The organism is Sulfurimonas sp. (assembly GCF_016744025.1).
GTDB lineage: Bacteria > Campylobacterota > Campylobacteria > Campylobacterales > Sulfurimonadaceae > Sulfurimonas.
Map to the genome: position 1 here is coordinate 16,747 of NZ_JADGFC010000013.1, position 17,087 is coordinate 33,833.

The 17,087-nt window shown below is 31.1% G+C and carries 25 protein-coding genes; 9 read left to right on the forward strand and 16 right to left on the reverse strand.

What is annotated here, in order from left to right:
- Positions 1–86: 86 nt before the first annotated feature.
- The 6 genes from QZZ48_RS03610 to QZZ48_RS03635 all read left to right on the forward strand — a co-directional run bounded on the left by QZZ48_RS03610 (position 87) and on the right by QZZ48_RS03635 (position 5,814).
- Complete coding sequence (locus tag QZZ48_RS03610) at positions 87–494, forward strand: phage protein Gp36 family protein (protein ID WP_294962056.1); 408 nt, start codon at positions 87–89, stop codon at positions 492–494.
- Complete coding sequence (locus QZZ48_RS03615) at positions 491–994, forward strand: DUF1804 family protein (protein WP_294962058.1); 504 nt, start codon at positions 491–493, stop codon at positions 992–994. Before QZZ48_RS03610 ends, QZZ48_RS03615 begins: the two co-directional genes overlap by 4 nt.
- On the forward strand, positions 981–2,705 hold the full coding sequence (locus tag QZZ48_RS03620) for a hypothetical protein (protein ID WP_294962060.1): 1,725 nt from the start codon (positions 981–983) through the stop codon (positions 2,703–2,705). The genes QZZ48_RS03615 and QZZ48_RS03620 overlap by 14 nt, the downstream gene beginning before the upstream one ends.
- On the forward strand, positions 2,702–4,102 hold the full coding sequence (locus QZZ48_RS03625) for a DUF935 family protein (RefSeq protein ID WP_294962062.1): 1,401 nt from the start codon (positions 2,702–2,704) through the stop codon (positions 4,100–4,102). The genes QZZ48_RS03620 and QZZ48_RS03625 overlap by 4 nt, the downstream gene beginning before the upstream one ends.
- Positions 4,080–5,255, forward strand: a complete 1,176-nt coding sequence (locus QZZ48_RS03630) for a phage minor head protein (RefSeq protein ID WP_294962064.1) — start codon at positions 4,080–4,082, stop codon at positions 5,253–5,255. The genes QZZ48_RS03625 and QZZ48_RS03630 overlap by 23 nt, the downstream gene beginning before the upstream one ends.
- Positions 5,256–5,355: 100 nt before the next feature.
- Entirely contained in the window at positions 5,356–5,814 is a 459-nt protein-coding gene (locus QZZ48_RS03635; RefSeq protein ID WP_294962065.1) for a phage virion morphogenesis protein, read from the forward strand.
- Here the strand turns inward: QZZ48_RS03635 and QZZ48_RS03640 are convergent.
- The 16 genes from QZZ48_RS03640 to QZZ48_RS03715 form a co-directional block, all read right to left on the reverse strand.
- The gene (locus QZZ48_RS03640; protein WP_294962067.1) at positions 5,811–6,074 is read right to left on the reverse strand and encodes a Mor transcription activator family protein; all 264 of its coding nucleotides are present in this window, start codon (positions 6,072–6,074) and stop codon (positions 5,811–5,813) included. The genes QZZ48_RS03635 and QZZ48_RS03640 overlap by 4 nt on opposite strands.
- A 73-nt stretch (positions 6,075–6,147) precedes the next feature.
- Entirely contained in the window at positions 6,148–6,561 is a 414-nt protein-coding gene (locus tag QZZ48_RS03645) for a phage protein GemA/Gp16 family protein (protein ID WP_294962069.1), read from the reverse strand.
- Between the two features lie 81 nt (positions 6,562–6,642).
- The gene (locus QZZ48_RS03650; protein ID WP_294962071.1) at positions 6,643–7,554 is read right to left on the reverse strand and encodes a helicase DnaB; all 912 of its coding nucleotides are present in this window, start codon (positions 7,552–7,554) and stop codon (positions 6,643–6,645) included.
- 58 nt (positions 7,555–7,612) lie between these two features.
- Positions 7,613–7,930: a hypothetical protein gene (locus tag QZZ48_RS03655; protein WP_294962073.1), complete on the reverse strand. Its 318-nt coding sequence runs from the start codon at positions 7,928–7,930 to the stop codon at positions 7,613–7,615.
- Positions 7,927–8,280: a D-Ala-D-Ala carboxypeptidase family metallohydrolase gene (locus QZZ48_RS03660; protein ID WP_294962075.1), complete on the reverse strand. Its 354-nt coding sequence runs from the start codon at positions 8,278–8,280 to the stop codon at positions 7,927–7,929. The genes QZZ48_RS03655 and QZZ48_RS03660 overlap by 4 nt, the downstream gene beginning before the upstream one ends.
- 2 nt (positions 8,281–8,282) lie before the next feature.
- Positions 8,283–8,900 (reverse strand): DUF3164 family protein, encoded by a 618-nt coding sequence (locus QZZ48_RS03665; protein ID WP_294962077.1) that lies wholly within the window; start codon positions 8,898–8,900, stop codon positions 8,283–8,285.
- Positions 8,901–8,960: 60 nt separating this feature from the next.
- Positions 8,961–9,515 carry a hypothetical protein gene (locus QZZ48_RS03670; RefSeq protein WP_294962078.1) on the reverse strand — a complete coding sequence of 185 codons (555 nt, stop codon included), beginning with the start codon at positions 9,513–9,515 and terminating at the stop codon, positions 8,961–8,963.
- The gene (locus tag QZZ48_RS03675) at positions 9,497–9,619 is read right to left on the reverse strand and encodes a hypothetical protein (protein WP_294962080.1); all 123 of its coding nucleotides are present in this window, start codon (positions 9,617–9,619) and stop codon (positions 9,497–9,499) included. Before QZZ48_RS03675 ends, QZZ48_RS03670 begins: the two co-directional genes overlap by 19 nt.
- Complete coding sequence (locus QZZ48_RS03680) at positions 9,620–9,928, reverse strand: helix-turn-helix transcriptional regulator (RefSeq protein ID WP_294962082.1); 309 nt, start codon at positions 9,926–9,928, stop codon at positions 9,620–9,622.
- Complete coding sequence (locus QZZ48_RS03685) at positions 9,909–10,523, reverse strand: hypothetical protein (RefSeq protein ID WP_294962083.1); 615 nt, start codon at positions 10,521–10,523, stop codon at positions 9,909–9,911. Before QZZ48_RS03685 ends, QZZ48_RS03680 begins: the two co-directional genes overlap by 20 nt.
- Positions 10,504–11,211, reverse strand: coding sequence for an AAA family ATPase (locus tag QZZ48_RS03690; protein ID WP_294962084.1), 708 nt, complete (start codon positions 11,209–11,211; stop codon positions 10,504–10,506). The genes QZZ48_RS03685 and QZZ48_RS03690 overlap by 20 nt, the downstream gene beginning before the upstream one ends.
- Positions 11,212–11,293: 82 nt before the next feature.
- A complete protein-coding gene (locus QZZ48_RS03695; RefSeq protein WP_294962086.1) occupies positions 11,294–13,402 on the reverse strand; it encodes a transposase family protein in 2,109 nt (702 codons plus the stop codon).
- A gap of 1 nt (position 13,403) precedes the next feature.
- On the reverse strand, positions 13,404–13,625 hold the full coding sequence (locus tag QZZ48_RS03700; RefSeq protein ID WP_294962088.1) for a hypothetical protein: 222 nt from the start codon (positions 13,623–13,625) through the stop codon (positions 13,404–13,406).
- 1 nt (position 13,626) lies between these two features.
- Positions 13,627–13,884, reverse strand: a complete 258-nt coding sequence (locus QZZ48_RS03705; RefSeq protein ID WP_294962089.1) for a hypothetical protein — start codon at positions 13,882–13,884, stop codon at positions 13,627–13,629.
- Positions 13,877–14,035, reverse strand: a complete 159-nt coding sequence (locus tag QZZ48_RS03710; RefSeq protein WP_294962091.1) for a hypothetical protein — start codon at positions 14,033–14,035, stop codon at positions 13,877–13,879. Before QZZ48_RS03710 ends, QZZ48_RS03705 begins: the two co-directional genes overlap by 8 nt.
- Positions 14,032–14,220, reverse strand: a complete 189-nt coding sequence (locus QZZ48_RS03715) for a hypothetical protein (protein WP_294962093.1) — start codon at positions 14,218–14,220, stop codon at positions 14,032–14,034. Before QZZ48_RS03715 ends, QZZ48_RS03710 begins: the two co-directional genes overlap by 4 nt.
- A 290-nt stretch (positions 14,221–14,510) precedes the next feature.
- Here QZZ48_RS03715 and QZZ48_RS03720 point away from each other — a divergent pair, with 290 nt between their 5' ends.
- The 3 genes from QZZ48_RS03720 to QZZ48_RS03730 are packed head-to-tail and all read left to right on the forward strand — an operon-like array spanning position 14,511 to position 16,606.
- Complete coding sequence (locus tag QZZ48_RS03720; protein ID WP_294962095.1) at positions 14,511–15,275, forward strand: S24 family peptidase; 765 nt, start codon at positions 14,511–14,513, stop codon at positions 15,273–15,275.
- Positions 15,276–15,286: 11 nt separating this feature from the next.
- Positions 15,287–15,847, forward strand: a complete 561-nt coding sequence (locus QZZ48_RS03725) for a DUF5392 family protein (RefSeq protein ID WP_294962096.1) — start codon at positions 15,287–15,289, stop codon at positions 15,845–15,847.
- On the forward strand, positions 15,848–16,606 hold the full coding sequence (locus tag QZZ48_RS03730; protein WP_294962097.1) for a hypothetical protein: 759 nt from the start codon (positions 15,848–15,850) through the stop codon (positions 16,604–16,606). It abuts the gene before it with no gap.
- The last annotated feature ends 481 nt before the right edge of the window (positions 16,607–17,087 follow it).

A 17,087-nucleotide genomic window follows, 5' to 3' on the forward strand; every position in this document is an offset into this window, starting at 1 on the left:
TTACCCTTAAAGACGATAAATGTATCGTTTAAACTTAGTTTTTGATTTTTAAACACGTTTTAAACACCATTATGAGGATTTTAAAGATGATTACCAATGAAGATTTACTAAAAGAGATAAGTGAACAAGAACTACTTGAACTTTCTGACATAAATGCAACAGGAGAGTTGAATCAAGATGTGATTGATGATGCTCTAAATGATGCTATCTCTTTTATAGAGTCTTTTATAGTTCTACCAGTTGATCCTACAACACTTCTAAAGAAGATAACTACTGACTTAACTATCTATGAGTTAAAAAGGAAAAATGGTTTAGTAAGTGATGAAGACAAAGAATTAAAGAAAGAGAATGAAGCATATCTGACAAAGATGAGCAATGGAAGGCTTATAACTCAAAAAAGAGCAGATACAAGTTCTAGTATTCCAGATGAGAATAAATCTTTTGCTTTTAGACATAGAGCTACAAGAAGAGTAAAGAAAGAGGGTTTTAGGTGAAGCTAAATAATGCAGAACGAAATAAATTATTAGCACGTTCATTATTTGTAGATGCAAATAAAGGGTTTAAAGATATAGCTAATACTTTGGGAGTAGGTGAAAAGACTATTTCTAATTATAAAAGTAAAGATAAAAAAGATGGTTTCGATTGGCTAACACTAAGAGCTTCAAAATGTATTCAAAAATCACATAAAGATAAAGAAAATATGTATTCTATGTTTGTTGATTACATGTATGATTCATTAAAAGAGATCAGAGAGAATGAAGAGCTAAAGCCTGAAGTAAAAACGCAATTAATAGTTTCACTTGGTGACAGCTTTTCAAAAATGCGAAAAGTAGCAAGTGCGGAAGACCCAGAGGCTTATAAATTAGGAATTGTTAAGCATACTATAAAAACAGTTTTAGAAGCTTTAAATAAAGCCTTACCAAAAGAGTGCATGGAAGAAGTTGTTTCAATCATTTACTCTATACAAGAAGAGTTAAGTGATGTCTCTATTTAGTAAAACAGAATTATACGCATTTCTTGAAGATGCAAATCAAGGTGCATTAGCTGCTGGACTAAATCAAACACAAGCACAAAAGATAACTAGAAAAGCTTTTAAGAATTGGCTTAGTGATTACACTTCCGTGTTAAAAGAGCAAATAAAAGCCACTAATGCACTAAACCCAAAAGATAAAGACACGAGGGTAAAAAGGCAATTAAACGATTTTCACTTTTTTAGACAGACTTATTTTCCTCATTATTATACGCTTGCTGGTAAGTCTCTACTTCAAGAAGATTTAGAAAATACTTATTTTAAAATAGCTGATAAGAAAAAATTACAAGGTTTAAAATTTGCAAAAGCGGCTCCTCGTGGCAATGGGAAAAGTACAGATGCTTCAAGAGTATTTCCTATTTGGTGCATTGTAAATGATTTCAAAAAGTTTATAACTATGTTCTCTGATGCGATAGAGCTTTCAGAAATTCTTATAGAATCTATTAAAGCTGAATTGGAAGAGAACGCAAGATTAAAAGCAGATTTTCCTCACGCTACCAATATTGGTAAAGTATGGAAAATTGGTGAAATAGTTACTAGAAACAATATAAGACTTAAAGGTTATGGTAGTAGCAAAAGAGTAAGAGGTGTTTTTCATGGTGCTTTTAGACCTGATCTTACCATTATCGATGATTTAGAAAATGACACAAATGTTCGCAGTCGTAAACAAAGAGATAAGCTTGAAGATTGGTTAGACGAAGCGATTGATAACTTAGGAAGCGTTGACGGTTCTATGGATATACTTTATATAGGAACTATCCTTCATCGTGATTCTGTTTTATCAAGAAAGCTCAAGTTAAAGTTTTGGAATCCTGTTGTATTTAGAAGCCTAATCTCTTATCCAACAAATATAGATATGTGGGATGAATATGGAGATATCTATAGATATAATGGTTTAGATGAAGCTCACAACTTCTATCTTGAAAATAAAAAGAAGATGGATGAGGGAGCAGTACTACTATGGGATGCTATCAAACTTGAACTTCTCATGCAAAAAAGAGCATCTAATGCTAAAGCTTTTCAAAAAGAGCAGCAGAACAATCCAAACTCAGAGAATCAGAAGTTTGACTCAAGCAAATTTATAAAAATTACACATACACAAATGCCAAAACTTGACAAGATATTTTTATATGTTGATGCCAAGGGTGATAGCGTTGTTGGTGACTTCTGTGGATTCATAGGAGCTGGCTTATGTAATGCTACTCAAAAGCTTTATGTATTTTATAGCAATATGAAAAGAATAAAAGGTAAGCCTGTAGTCACTGAGACTATTAGACTTTTGAAAACAATGAAAGTGTATTTACTAAGTGGAGATAAAAACGGTGGTTTTTATATGCTTAGAGATTGGATAAAAGATGAAGCTTTTCGTCAAGGTGTACCTATGCCAAGTACTAAGTTTATACATCATACTGACAACAAAGAAGACCGAATGGGAGAGTTAGAATTTCCTTGTGATGAAGGAGATATTATCTTTGTAGGAGATCATCATGACCTTTTTGCACAAATGGATGATTTTCCTGAAGCGGACCATGATGATTTGCATGATCCACTCTCAGCAATATATAGACTAAGTAAATTAAGAAGACTAAAAAAAGATGCTAAAAGTGGTGGACGTAGAACTAATGTAAGGCATCAAAGACCAAGAAGAAATAGAGCTACAAGGAGCAGAAGATGATGAAAATAAGAAATTTAATACCAAAGAAATTTAGAGCTATGGGCTCACTTGTAAAAAACTCAAAAAGTGAGAAAAGACAAATTACTAAATTAACCAGTAAACACAAAGATATACTTAAATCTCTTTTTGATCTTCCTGTAAGTTCAAATTGGTTAAGTGATATTGAGATAGATAAGATAGAGAGAGATAGTACCGTTACAGCAGCTAAAGGAAGCAGAAAAGCTCATGTACTTAAAAAAGAGATTTTTATTACATGTAAAGATGATGTTATAAGAGAAAAACTTGAGAGCATTTTTAACTATGATACTTTAGATTCAATTCTAGATACTCCATATCAGGGCATAGGAGTTTTTGAGTTGAATTGGGAAGAGCATGAGTACTATCTTTATCCTACACTTGTAGAGAGAAATTACAAAGAGTTTATTTTAGAAAATAGTGTTTTAAAGTTTGCTGCTGATGGTATGCCTGAAAACATTATGGACCACAAAGCTTTGCATGCAGTTTATAAAGCAAAACCTTTAAAACCTTATGGGCAACCTCTTTATAATCCACTGTTTTGGCTTATAGAGTTTAAAAATGCTTCATTAGAGTTTTGGGTTGAATTGCTTGAAAGATTTGGAACGCCTTGGGTTATATCTAAAACAGAGGGAGACAAAGAACTCTTAGCAGATGAGATATACAACATGCTTGGAGGAGATGGTGCAGTCTTGGATTCAGATGATTCAATTGAAATAGTAACAGCAAAAGATAAGGGTGATTTTAAAGAGATTATAGAATACATAGATAACCAAATAAGAGAGGTAATTTTAGGAGGAAATCTAACAGGGCAAGTAAAAGGTGGTTCACAAGCAGCTGCTACTGTACACAATACAATTAGAATAGATCTTGCACGAGCAGATGAAAATATTGTAAATAAAATTATTAAAAATGTAATAGACTCATTTAAAGAGCTCAATCAAATAAGTGATGAAATCACAGGGCGACTCAAAGATAAAGAAGATGTAAATAAAAACTTAGCAGATCGTGACAAAATAATTTCAGATATGGGTTATATACCAACACAAGAATACATTGAAAAAACCTATAATATTCAAGTAGAAAAAAAACAGAGTGAACCAAAGGTATTTCCAAACTCAATGAAAGCTTTTTCTTTAGACTATCAAGATGAGTTACATATACAAAGCTCAAAAATAGATACAATTGACCCACTAACATTTCAAAAGCAAATTATACAAGCTACCAATACCTCTAATTCTTATGAAGAAGCCTTTGATAACTTAGCAGCACTCTATCCTAAAATAGATACTGCTGATTTGGAAGATAACCTTTTTAAATACATTGCAAACTCTTCAATTCTTGGAGTCTCTGAGGTAGATGAAGAGAATCCAAATGGTTAAGTTTGACTTTAATCTTGCTCCTAAAGAGGCTATAAAGTATCTTCAGAACAAAGGTTATAAGTTGAGCTTTGATTACAACGAGATACAAAAGGCAGCACATCACAAAAGCTTTACAGTTGCAAAGATAACTAGACTTGATTTATTGCATGATGTGTTCACTTCTTTAGATGATTCACTAAAAACTGGTAAACATTTTGATGATTTTAAAAAGGAGATAGTGCCAACTCTTCAAAAGAAAGGTTGGTGGGGTAAACAAGATATCATAAACCCTCGTACGGGAGAAGTAAAAACTATAGATATTGGTTCAAGAAGATTAAAAAATATCTATGATACCAATATGAGAGTATCTTATGCTCAGGCTCGTCATAAACAGATGAGAGCACTTCCTTTATCAGTTTACTGGAGATACCAATCAGCATTATTAGAAAGCACAAGAGATAAACATGCTGCTATGCATGGAACTATAAAACATAGAGATGACTCTTGGTGGAATACCAACTATCCACCAAATGGTTGGGGTTGCAAATGTAAAGTTACCGCTCGTTCACTCAAAGAGATTGAAAAAAAAGGATGGAAGATTGAAAAAGGGAGTTCATCAAACATAGCCTCAAAAGATTGGGACTACAATGTAGGAGATACAAGTAAAGTATCACAACTCTCAAAGATAGACTTGGATAAAAGCTTAAGTACATTAAGCACTCTAAAAAGTATCAAAAAAGATAGCTATAAAAACCTTAGTGAGAAAGAGCTAGAGAGTAAATTTTATAAAACAATGGGAATAAAAGAGGGAGAGATATTCATTGATAAAGTAAATGACCCTATGATTATAGATAAATCTTTGTTTCTAAGTGCAAGTGGACACAGTAAAATAAAAAAACAAAATAGACATTTATACTTAGATGAAATAGCAAAAACTATTAAAGAACCACATGAAATATATTTGGAATTTGATGTAGGTAAAATTACTGGAGAAAAGAGAGTTTTAAAAAAAATGTTTAGATATCTAAATGATGATGGTAAACAAAGAGCCTTACTCGTTATCTTTGAATATCTGAAAGATAAAACTCAAGGAGTAAGTGCTTACTATGTTAAAGAAGCTACACAAGTAAATAAAAGAAGATTTGAAAAACTAATATATAAAAAAGAGGACTAGACACCAATTTCTCCTTACCTTTGCACGATGTGGTGTATCATTGCTCATTCCGTAAGGCATATCCTCTTCTTTATAAAATTATACAACAAAGGCTAATAATATGCAAATAAGCATAGGCGTTCAAGGCTTAGATAAAGTTCAAAAAAAGATACAAAACATAAGTAATAAAGCCAAAGATACTACACCTCTTATGGCAGAACTAGCTAATCATCTTTACAATACAGTTCAAGATAGCTTTGATGAACAAAAAAGCCCAGATGGCATTAGCTGGAATCCTATTAAAAGTTCTACGCACAAAAGAAAAAATGGCTCTCAAAAAATACTCTATAAATCAGGTCACATGCAAGACTCGCTCAATACTACTCATAACAAACATAGTGCAACCATAGGCTTAAATGCTACAAAAGGTGGTTATCCTTACCCAGTAATACATCAATTTGGAACAAAAGATGGAAAGATTGCTGCTCGTCCTTTTATGCCTATAAAAGAAGATGAGAGTTTATATGACAATGTTAAAGAAGAATTAGAGAAAATTATTGAGGAATATATGAAGCTTTAAAATAGACTAGGGTTTCGAACTTCTTTAGTTATGTCATAAATTTGCCTCTCAGTTAAGTCATATTCACGAGCCAGTATTTTAACAGTAGATTTATTTTTATATTTTTGAATTATTTCTGCATTACGCATAGTTGTTTTATAAGAAGGAATATAGAAGTTTGAGCCACCAAACTCTTTTATGGTGGCTTTTTTATCAGTAGTTGGGAGTTTTATGAAGTCAAAAAACTCTTCAAACATATCATAACTTGTAATAGTTGTCATATAATACTCCCCTTTGTTTTGAAAGAAGTATAACAAAAAATATTTCAAATTACAATATTATTTAAGTTTTATTTCAATTTGTAAGTTTGTTTAGGGCGATTATTAGCTTTGTTCCTTTACCTTTGAGTATATCGTCTAAGCGTTTTACATCTCTTTTTGTTATCTTAGAAGCAAAAGAAAGTAAAGCATTTTCACTTTTGTCTCTAGCTTTTAGTTTCCATAAAACTCGTATTTTTTCTTTTTGTGCTGCTGTAATAAACTCTACTCCAACTTCTGTTTTATTTATAACAGCTATATCACTCACTTTTCTCTCACAAAATTGTAGAAGTAGTTTAAGTTCATCTATACTCATATCAAGTGTGCTGCTCTTTCCAAATCTACTTTCCATAAAAAGTAGTCTCTCTTCTTTTTCGTTAAATACGTTTTTAGAGTTTATATGTATTTGGCGTACAAGCATTTTTTTTAATGCTGTTTGTTTTTGTGTCATATTCTTCCTTTTTTTCTTTACAACCGCTACAACCGTTACAACCGTGTTGATGGGGCGGTTGTAACGGTTGTAACGGTTGTACTAAATTACACTATAAATAATAGGTTTGCCTTTTTTCTCTTGATGTTTTTTCCAAAATCTATCATTAAATTTTTCAAGGATATCTCTTGCTGTCTTATCTGTTTTTTCATACCCTATATGTTTAAGTAGTTCGGTTTGTCCTAGTCCACTAGGGTTTTTCTTTAGAGCTTCTTTCCCTTTTCTAACAAATTCTTCTTCATACTCACTCATGGTTGCATATATCTCATCTATCATAGTAAGCTCTAAAGTCGCAGTATCGACAGTAAGCCCAACATCTTTTACAAGCGTTCTAGCATGGGTAACATTGAGCATAAAGTGAAGCTTATTCTCTTCTCTAGCTTTTTGTATCATCTCATATACGTTATCTGGAGAGTTAATGAAAACTTGAACTCCAGATATAGTTCGTCCAGCTTTTGTAGCATGGTGCATGATGATAACAGTCGCTCCTGCATCTCTAATATTCATCATGATCTTCATGAACTCTACTGATTGAGATTTACTATCTGTATCAACAAAATCCTTAGTAGTCTCAAATATAAATGTATACCCTTTATAGTTTCCAGCAGTTGCTTCTTGATCTATCATTCTTAGATATTCCATTGCCGTACAATCAATCTTAGAGCGACTTACATATTCAATTTTTGGATGAACAATGAACTCATTATTTATAGATCTCTCTTTAAGTGAACTAAGACCGTTATCCATATCAATATAAAACACACCTTTAACATCATCCCTTTGTACTAAAGTTGTTGTTATGCCATACCCTAACCATGTCTTGCCCTGTTTTGGAGGAGAGTAGATGAGATTTATACTATTGCTATATAGAAAATCTTCTATATATGCTTTTTTCTCATCTAATTCAAAATCTTTTCTCTCAAGAGTACTACCTCTTAGAAAATTAAAACCCATATCAAACCTTTCTTATCTTATAATCTCAATAGAGCCTTACATCTAAGACTCTATGAAGCTACCCTAAAACTTCTTCTTCACAATGCTCTTTGCATTTAGAGCAAACACCAGTGTTTATTTCTATAGGAGCTTTGCAACAATTACTTACAACTTCGAGAATAACTTTGTTAATTAGAGTATTCGCAATTTCTTCAACGTCAATAATCCAAGATTCATCATTTATGCAAATGTACAAGTTTTGTGATTGCATAGCTCTTGATACTGTGCATTCAATTCCATCAGTTTTTGCATTTAACCACTCTTCATTAAATTCTGTAAGAGTACCTTTTCTTGCCACTACTGTTAAAGTAACTTTTTCAGAAATAACAGCACTCATCTTGCATCCCATCTAGCTTTGCCATCTCTAACATCAAGATGGGTTCTACCTTTGTATCGTCCTATTCCAAATTTATTAGGGTACTCACTCTCTAAAAAACTAGCTACAACACTTTCATGTACATCTTTAACTCTAAAATCAACAGCTTTACCTAGTATGTGTTGTGAACTCTCAGCTCCTCCAATGCTCTTATTGTGTTTAGCACATCTACAACCACTTGTTATAATGACAGGCTTCTCAAAAGTAAATCTTACATGCTCTAAAGCATCATGTACATCTATATCCACTACATCAAATCCGCATCCACATTTACAAGCAAATTCATTTCTATCAAAAAATCTACTATGCATCTTTACACTCCTGCAATATCTAAAACAATTGTTTTCATATCACCATCAAGCTTCTCATCTTCTCTTTGCTTGAATCTTATGTATGATTTAGTTCCAGCTATCTCTGTTGCATCATCAATCATAGCCATAGCTTCTAGCCATTTTTTATGAGTAATTGGATAGCTTTTTAAAGATAAGATTTGTTTAACATCAACTTTTCCATTTTTAACATCAAAGCTCCTAGTTATGAGTGTTCTTATCTCTGCATCTGCATGTTCTGTTTTCTCAGCCAAGTACTCATCTATTTTCTCTTTTGCTAAAGTTAGCTTCTGATCAAACGTAATAAGCTTTGCAATTTGAATTTGAACTTCACTTACTCCATCAAAGCTTTTTAGTGTCACTGAGCCACTCTTACTTACTATTCGTGACATGTCATACTTTTGTCTTAGTAAGTCATTAAAACTATAACACTGCTCAAATGCACTCTCTTTAAACTCTTTGATGGTTTGTTTTACATCTGTAGCTTCACTCACGAGCTTTATTACAAGCTCATCCTCTAACTGTTTGTCAGCTGGTACCATGTCAGGATGAATATACTCACCTTGTTTATTCATAAACCAACCATTGTCATTTTTTGCCATATTTATCTCCTTTATTTTTTTATGACTCCATAGAGCCTTACATGTAAGACTCTAACAATCCTAATAAAACCCAATTTTTAAACCTTGCATCTCTACTGTATAATCTGCATATTTTTTGTTGCTATTGTCTAGCAAAAAAGGAATGAATCCTTTTGATACAAAACCTATAAAAGCTTTAGAAAGTTTAAAAAGTTTATGATTTCCTACTCTCTTATGCTCAAAGCTCATCTCTTTGCTTCTATCCCAATAGTGGAGTTTATCTACACCTAATCCTAATCCATCATTGAGTGCAGTGTAGGTGTAATACTCACCAAGATTGATGCATTCATGTGCTACCTTTTTATATTTAAGAGGTAGTGAATCTATTCTTACTACTGCTGTATGTCCCATTTTTTCAATTTCAACACCAACTATTTGCTGAAATAAAGAGTTAGTTACGCCAGCCTTTTTATAAAGCTCTTGCAGTAAAACGTACCCTTTAAAAATTTTCATTTTTTTGTCCTCTATACTTCTATATATTTTTTTAAACTCACCTTTTTGCATTAGTATTTTTTTAGGATTTATAAATACTGCATTAGGTGTTTGCATACCTGGTATTAATTTCCTCTTTTCCATCTTCTATTACCTTTTATTCGTCTATATCTTAAAACTATTTCTTCGCCTATAGCCCAAATACCAACTATTACTAAAATTCCTAGACTTAAATATATTTCAGTCATTTAAAGCTCCTCACATTTTTTACATAATTCTTTAACACTCATGTAGATTCTGTCTTTGTGGATTTTGTTAGCTTTACTCCACTCTTTATAACGACTACACACATCTATATGTATGACTCCTAAAGTAGGACACTCTATCTCTATGTTTTGGAAAGAAGAGAACGTATCTTTTACCTTTTCTAGTATCTTTTGAGGGTTTGGATAGGTTCCTTTTATTATCCTATTTATTGAAGCTGGACTTACCCCTGTTCTTCTTGCAACTTCTCTTTGTCCATGCTCTTTACAAATTCTAATCAAAAGCTTTTTCATATCTTTTGCCTTTAATTAGTTTTTCTCTTAGCTCAGGTATTTTCTCAATATGAACATAAAAAAGCTTCCTTCTATTTCTTCTCACAATAGGAATTATTGGTTCAATTACTCCTGCATTTATAAGCTTTGTCCACCAATTTTTAATCGTACTTTCAGGAAGACCTGTTTTTTTACACACTTCTATTTTTGTTATCTTAGTCTCTGTTAAACTATCAATCAAAGTTAGCAGTTGCCTTGATATTGGTAAGGTAAGTAATTTTGATTTTTTTACTTTCATATTTTGTACATGAAATATTTCTTTTGTATTACGATCACGAACGATTCTTTTATTTATTCGTGGTGCTTTTACTCCAGTGTTTTTAACAAGAGTAAAGGTTGAATTTTGGTAAGGTCTTATTCTTTCAACTTCTTTTATATATCCAACAGCCCTAAGATTCCAAATGATATTTTTTAAACTTTCATATCCCATTCCAGTAATAATCATCACATCAGTTATTTTAAAGGTTCTATTTCTCCTCATATAGTTCCAAACTTTTTGGTTATATGAGATAGCCCTATTATAAATTAAAGGTTCATTACTTTTTGTTGTCGCCATATTCTGCTCCACTATTTTTAAATGTTTTTAAATCACATTTTTCTATTTCATTTACTAAACAATATTTTTCTAATCTTAAGAGCATGACTTTTATTTGTCTAAGATTTTTATATTTGTTCCAAAAATGCTTTAATAAATCAGGCTCAATCATAATCTCACTCAATTCGCAAAACTTTTCTATATCAGCTTTACATATGGGTAAAAACTCCACAAACTCTACTATGCGAGAGTAGAAGTGTTTGTATTTTTTTAACTTTCTATTACTCTCTTCCATACCTACAAAAAAGACAACCACACCACTCTCATCGTGTATGTCTCTAAACATTTCTAAAACTTCAAATTTGGTACTTCTTAGAAGAGCATCTATCTCATCAACTATAATGATACGAGGGTCACTTAGTAATGATTCTAAGGCTCTTTTATACTTAACTGGAGAGTGTCCTGTTGTATCAAGTCCTAACTCTTCACATAGTTCAGTTAAAACACTTGTTTTACTCCATGTTTGTACAGCTCTAAGGAGTATTGCATTCTCAACAGTTGCTACTTTTTCTAGTCCAAATGTTTTACCTAAACCAAAGTGTCCAAATCCTAGTCCCATTTTTGGAGCAGTTCTTGGTAAGTCCTTTAAACTTTGCACTGCTTCAAAAAGTTTGCTATAATTCGATGTTGTTACGAATTCCTCTTTCATAATTATCCTTTATTAAATTGTCTTTTCTTCTAAAAAGACTTAAACGATAAGTAAGAGGAGTTCTTACTTATCTATTAAACCTTTAACTACTTTTTTGTCTTGTGTAATCTTCATAAGCTAACTCATATACAGCTAGATTTTTATCTTTTAATGCTTCATCTTTTTCATTCCACTTATCATTTTCTAAAGCCCATAAAAATCTTTCATAAAAGCTTTTAAATGCAGGTCTTCCAGATGGAAGAAGTTTGACTGGCATATCGTCTTCGTCTTTTTGAGTAAAGTCATAACGATTTGAATCTTCTAGCGAATTTTTATCAATAGCTTCAATAGTTTTACCATCACGTATCAATCTATCTACCGCTTCAGTATGTTTAATAACTGTAGGAGTTTGGCTTTCAACTAGATCACTTACATCTTCAATTCTATTTAGTATTGTGATGTCATTAATGCTTTCTGATGCTTTAACAATTTTGTCAAGCTGTCGCATAAGTGCAAGTGATTTTTTTCTAGCTTTTCGTACTTTATATCTACTCTCTCCCATATGCTCCAAGTCTTCAGCTATACAGATAAACTCCATCTTTTCGTTATAAACTAAAACGAAACCCATATCTTCAGGAGCCATTATGTGTACATATTGACCTGTATACTCTATAAGTTCAAGATGAGCGTATTGGCAACCATCATATGCAATGCCTTTCTTACCAACTCTTCTTATGACACTCTCACCTAGGAGTAGATCCAGCATTCTTTTATCAGGTATGGATTTGACTATAGAGTTACAAGAATTCCACTTATTGATTGGGCTCGTTTTTATACCACTATGAACTCTTTGTTCATACATTTTCAAGTTCCAGTTGTCAATCCACATTGCAAGTTCATCAGCACTCAAAGCTAAGTTTAGCTCTAAGCCTATGTTCTCTTTTTTGAGCTTCCATGCATCTCTCCAAGCTTTTTTCTCTTCATCACTTTTTAACTTTTGTTCTTCTCTCCACTTCTCTTGAGACTTTATTTTTTCACTAAAGCTTTTTCTTGCTTGTATTTCAGAACGCTGTGCTACATTGTGACCAATGTATCCTGGTATTTGTTCAAATAGTTCTCTTGATAAAGTTCCAAAAACTCTTTCTACATGAGGCTTGCACTCTCCACTAAATGGAGGTACAATTACCATATTGATACCAAGGTTTAAGCACATACTTTCAAAGTGATTTGAAGTATAATCCTTACCGTTGTCAATAACTACATTTTCAGGAATACCAAGTTTTAGTATGGCTTTTCTAAGAAGTTGGCTTATTGAGTAAGAACTTGAAGTCTCACTCATATGAAATATAACTCTTCTTGTATGTATATCAAGAGCAGCAATGATTGCATATCTTTTTCCATCGTTGCATATAACATCAGCTGGAGTAGAGTCAAGCTCCCAATATTGATTCCTATACTTAGCTTTTGCACTCATATTTCCATATGCTGCTAAGTACTTGTTTTTAGCACTATCAGGTGACTTACTAAACTCATATAGAAGAGGGTTTAGTCTTTTCCACTCTTTGTAGTAGTTATTAAGTACATCATAACTAGGCATACTCTCACCAAAACCATGACACATGTTTCTATATACTTCACGCATAACAGGTCTATTAGATTTTAAAAAGTATCTTTCCGATACCTCTTTTTGTTCTTCACTTAGAGCTTTAACACCTCTTCTTGCACCTCTACTATCTATAAAAGCTTCAACTACATTAGTACCTTTTGCTTTAGTATCACGATACTTTTTATACCAATCATAAAGTTGTTTAACACTCACATGACCTAGCTCATCAAATTCTAAACTATTTTTTAAAGTAAGTTCCAACCAATTTTGAACATTTAAACTATCATTTCTTTTCATGTAGAACTCTATGAGTTTACATTTTAGAACTGCAAGCTTTTGTTTAACAGGAGTAGCTAAAAGATACTTTTGTGTAAAAGTTGCTCTTGATATGTTAGTAGTTTGTTCTATTTTTTCTTCAGCTTTGATACCTTGCTCTTTTAGTTTGTCTTGGTATCTTTGTGGTAAGTCTTTTAGTTGGTAGTGTTTAACTTTTTTTGATGAGTTTTTAACTTCTTTGAGTTCAAATGTTATATTCTTTAAAGCTTTTGATGAAGCTTGCTGGCTAGTATCTAGTAACTCTATCAGTTTTTTTTGTGTAAGCTCCACCTTATTTCTCCCACGGTAACTTGCCTATCCATATGCCATCATTTTTAAGTTGTACTATAACTCTTCTTGTAGCCCCATCTCTCTTAGTTCCATCACCTTTCAAATCAAGAACTTGATGCAGTATTTTAGGGTCAGCTCTACAAGCCTTGGCATATTTACTTTTTATCAAAAACCGCCCCTCAAACCTCTCTCTCAAACTCATATCTCTTATTTTTGTTCCCATATCAAACCTTTATTTTAAAATTTAAGTAAGTACCAACAACTCCTGCAATTAAATAAAAAGTAACTACTATATAGTTGCCTTTCATAAATGCACTTATACCAATTGCTGAACTAACTAACCAAGAACTTTGAATCAAAAATGTAATAAACATAGACTTGATAATCTGCTCTTTAACTATCACTCGTATACCAACATGCTTAAAAAATATTAATAACATTTGAGATATAAATACAACTATAATTTGTATTATCTCATCCATATAAATTATTTCCTCGTAGCCTGTTACAAGCATCATTAAACATTATTTCCTCAAGCTCTTCTCTTTTCTTTTTCTCCCTCTCATAAGCTTTTTTATACTTTTGTATATCTTTTGCCATATTGACTATCAATTGAAATACACTATTTTTCATCCGATATACTCCTTGGTTTTATTGAAGGCTTGCATAGCCTTATCCTCTTTGTCAAATGTATTTATGACCTCAGTGTCTCCATTTAAATCTTCAAAAGAAAGCTCATAATAATTTTCAACTAAATCTAAAACTAAGTTACAATTTTTACCCTCAAAATATTTTTGATTTTCTCTATTTTCACTCACAATTCATTCCTTTCATATTTAGTAAAAAACCTTATATGTAAAGCTTTTTATTAAATATGAATTCCCCTATATCACAGTCCTACTTCGGGATTACCATTAAACTAGACAACATAACTTCACAGTTATTCGTTTGCGTGATTTCTAGCTAAAAATTTAAAGAACATAAAACAAAATATTTTCGTTTATGCTATAATTATTCTTGTAATAATGAATAACAATAATGAATTGTAGTACAAAATGAAAGTATTGTCAAGCCAAAATGAAAGTTTTATTTAACAAAAGAGGTTCAAATGGAAAATATAAAAGAGATATTGAATAGATTATGCCTATTTTATGGGGTTTCGAATAATAGAAAATTATCTGAAAAAATAAATATTAACTATAATACAGTGAGTACTTGGATAAAAAGAGATAGTATTCCTTATGAAAAACTACATAAAATAGTACAAAAAGAAAGTATTTCTTATGATTGGCTCCTAACAGGGAAAGGAGAAATGTTTTTAAAAGAGGAAAATGACAGTACTATTGTTTTAGGAAATGATAATGTAACAGTGAGCGGTAAAGGTAGCAGTATTAATCATTCATTTAATGCTAAGAAAAAAAAGAAAAAAGAAAATTTTACAGAGATAGTAAGTATTCCATATTTAGAAAATACATATGCATCAGCTGGTCATGGTGCAATCAACTATGATGAAGCACCTCACCCTATGAGTTTTGATAAAAACTTTTTACAAAGACATTTTGGATTGGTATCTTTTAAAAATCTTCATATTATTAATGCTATAGGTAATTCAATGGAACCTACTTTTAAAGAAGGTGAGTTACTGATGATAAACCCTTTTGAAAATGAAAACATGTATATAAAAGATGGTGGTATATATGTCATTTCTTGTAATAACAGTGTATTGGTAAAAAGAATAAATCATAATCCTATTAGTGGTAAAGTTACACTAATAAGTGATAATAAAGAATATGATGATATACCAATAGAAAAAAATGAGTTTGAATTATGCAAAATAATAGGTCGTGTTGTAGGACACTTTGATAAAATTTAAAAAGGTAGAAGATGGCTGATGTTAAAGGAAATGATAATTACACGATTGATGGAAATAATAGTCATATAGGGGATAAAATTCACAATATAGATACAATAAATATAATCAATGTTAAAAATGAAAATAAAGACGTAGTAAAACAAAGGAGAATAGAACCTTTTTTTAAAATAGGTCTCATAAAGACACCATTTTTTAATCAATTCTTTTTTTATTCTTTTGTAGTTATTTCTTTATCCTTGTTAACTATATTTAATATGTTTAGATTTTCATTTGCGATGATATTTCCAATTTATTTAGCATTGCTAATAGGAGCATATTGGTTACATGGTAAATTATATATTAGATTTTTTGATATGGTGTATATAAAAGAAGATGAAGTTACGAAAGGGGATATTTCTTATTTATATGAAAAAATAAATCCCGATAGTATAGAAGTAGATAATAGTGGAAAGATTCATTTTGGTTTTGTTGATAGTACAGAGAATAAATCATTTGATATGAAAAGTAATGCAGCTAGCTTATTGAAGTATAAAATTAAAGAATATCATAAGTATAAAAAGAAGGAAGAATAAATGATAAAGAAAAACATTCAAGTTTCTGGTTTTACACAAGCACAGAGATTAAAAGACTTAGAAAAAATCAAAACAAAATATTTAAAAAAAGATTATAAATTTATTGAATATATAGATGATGGTATCACTAAGTCAATAGCTATATTTGAAGTTGATGAAAAAATTATAAAAAAAGAGAAAAATAAAAAAATAACTATAGCAGTTGTATCACTATTAATAATAGTTTTTTTTATTTTTTCTACAACTAAAGAAACTAATTTCTTAGAAAAAACAAATAAAGAGGCACAATCATTATCACTTCAAAGATTGGAAAATATATCAAAAGATTACGTTCAAAGTAAACAAATTTCAGAATCATATGGTAAAAGCTTCTATAATTGCTTAGGACAACTCATTTGGGAAAAAGATGAAAAGTTAACAATTAATAAAATGCTAGATTGGTGTTATATAGACTATGAAAAAGCAGACAATCATCAAATGAAGCAATACTATAATACAGCAAAATTAATGAAAGATATTAGCCCTTGGGATGGTAGCTATAAACCTTTTGAGGACTATATTAAAACTATTATGACTAACTCAAATTCATATGAACATGAAAATACAAAAATCAATTTTGTTTATTATGGAGCTGATAGACCTCACATGCAAGTTAGAACGACATTTAAGGGTACAAATGCTTTGGGTTGTGTTGTTAGTAATAGTATGTCAGTAAAAGTAGATGCGATAACAAATAAACTTTACGATATTTCAAATTAACTATAATTCTTATTTAGATACTTACTTTTTAGGAGCAATTAATTAGTTTACTTACGAAAGTTGTATTGGTTGTATTGCTTAGGTTGTATTGCACAACTTTACAACCGTTTTACCTCAACTAAAAACTGGGCAATTTTTCCAATTTTATTTCCATTATAAAGATGCTTAAAAAGCCCAACATATAGTAATAGCAGTAAGTTTACAAAGAATAAAATTTCAAGTATTTTTAGAAAAAATAGACACAAACCAATCAACGATGTAAAAAACTAACCACTAACCTTTCTACAACCGACAACCAAAACCCCCACAAACCCCCACAAAACCGAACCAAAAAGAATAAATCCGCAAATTTTACACACTCACATTTTCAACACACCCTCACATTTATTTTTTGATGCTTCCTGTAGTTCATTTTGTTTTTGATATTTTTAGTTTTTATCAACTCTTTTCACCACTTATAAGTATGCTTTTTATACTATTT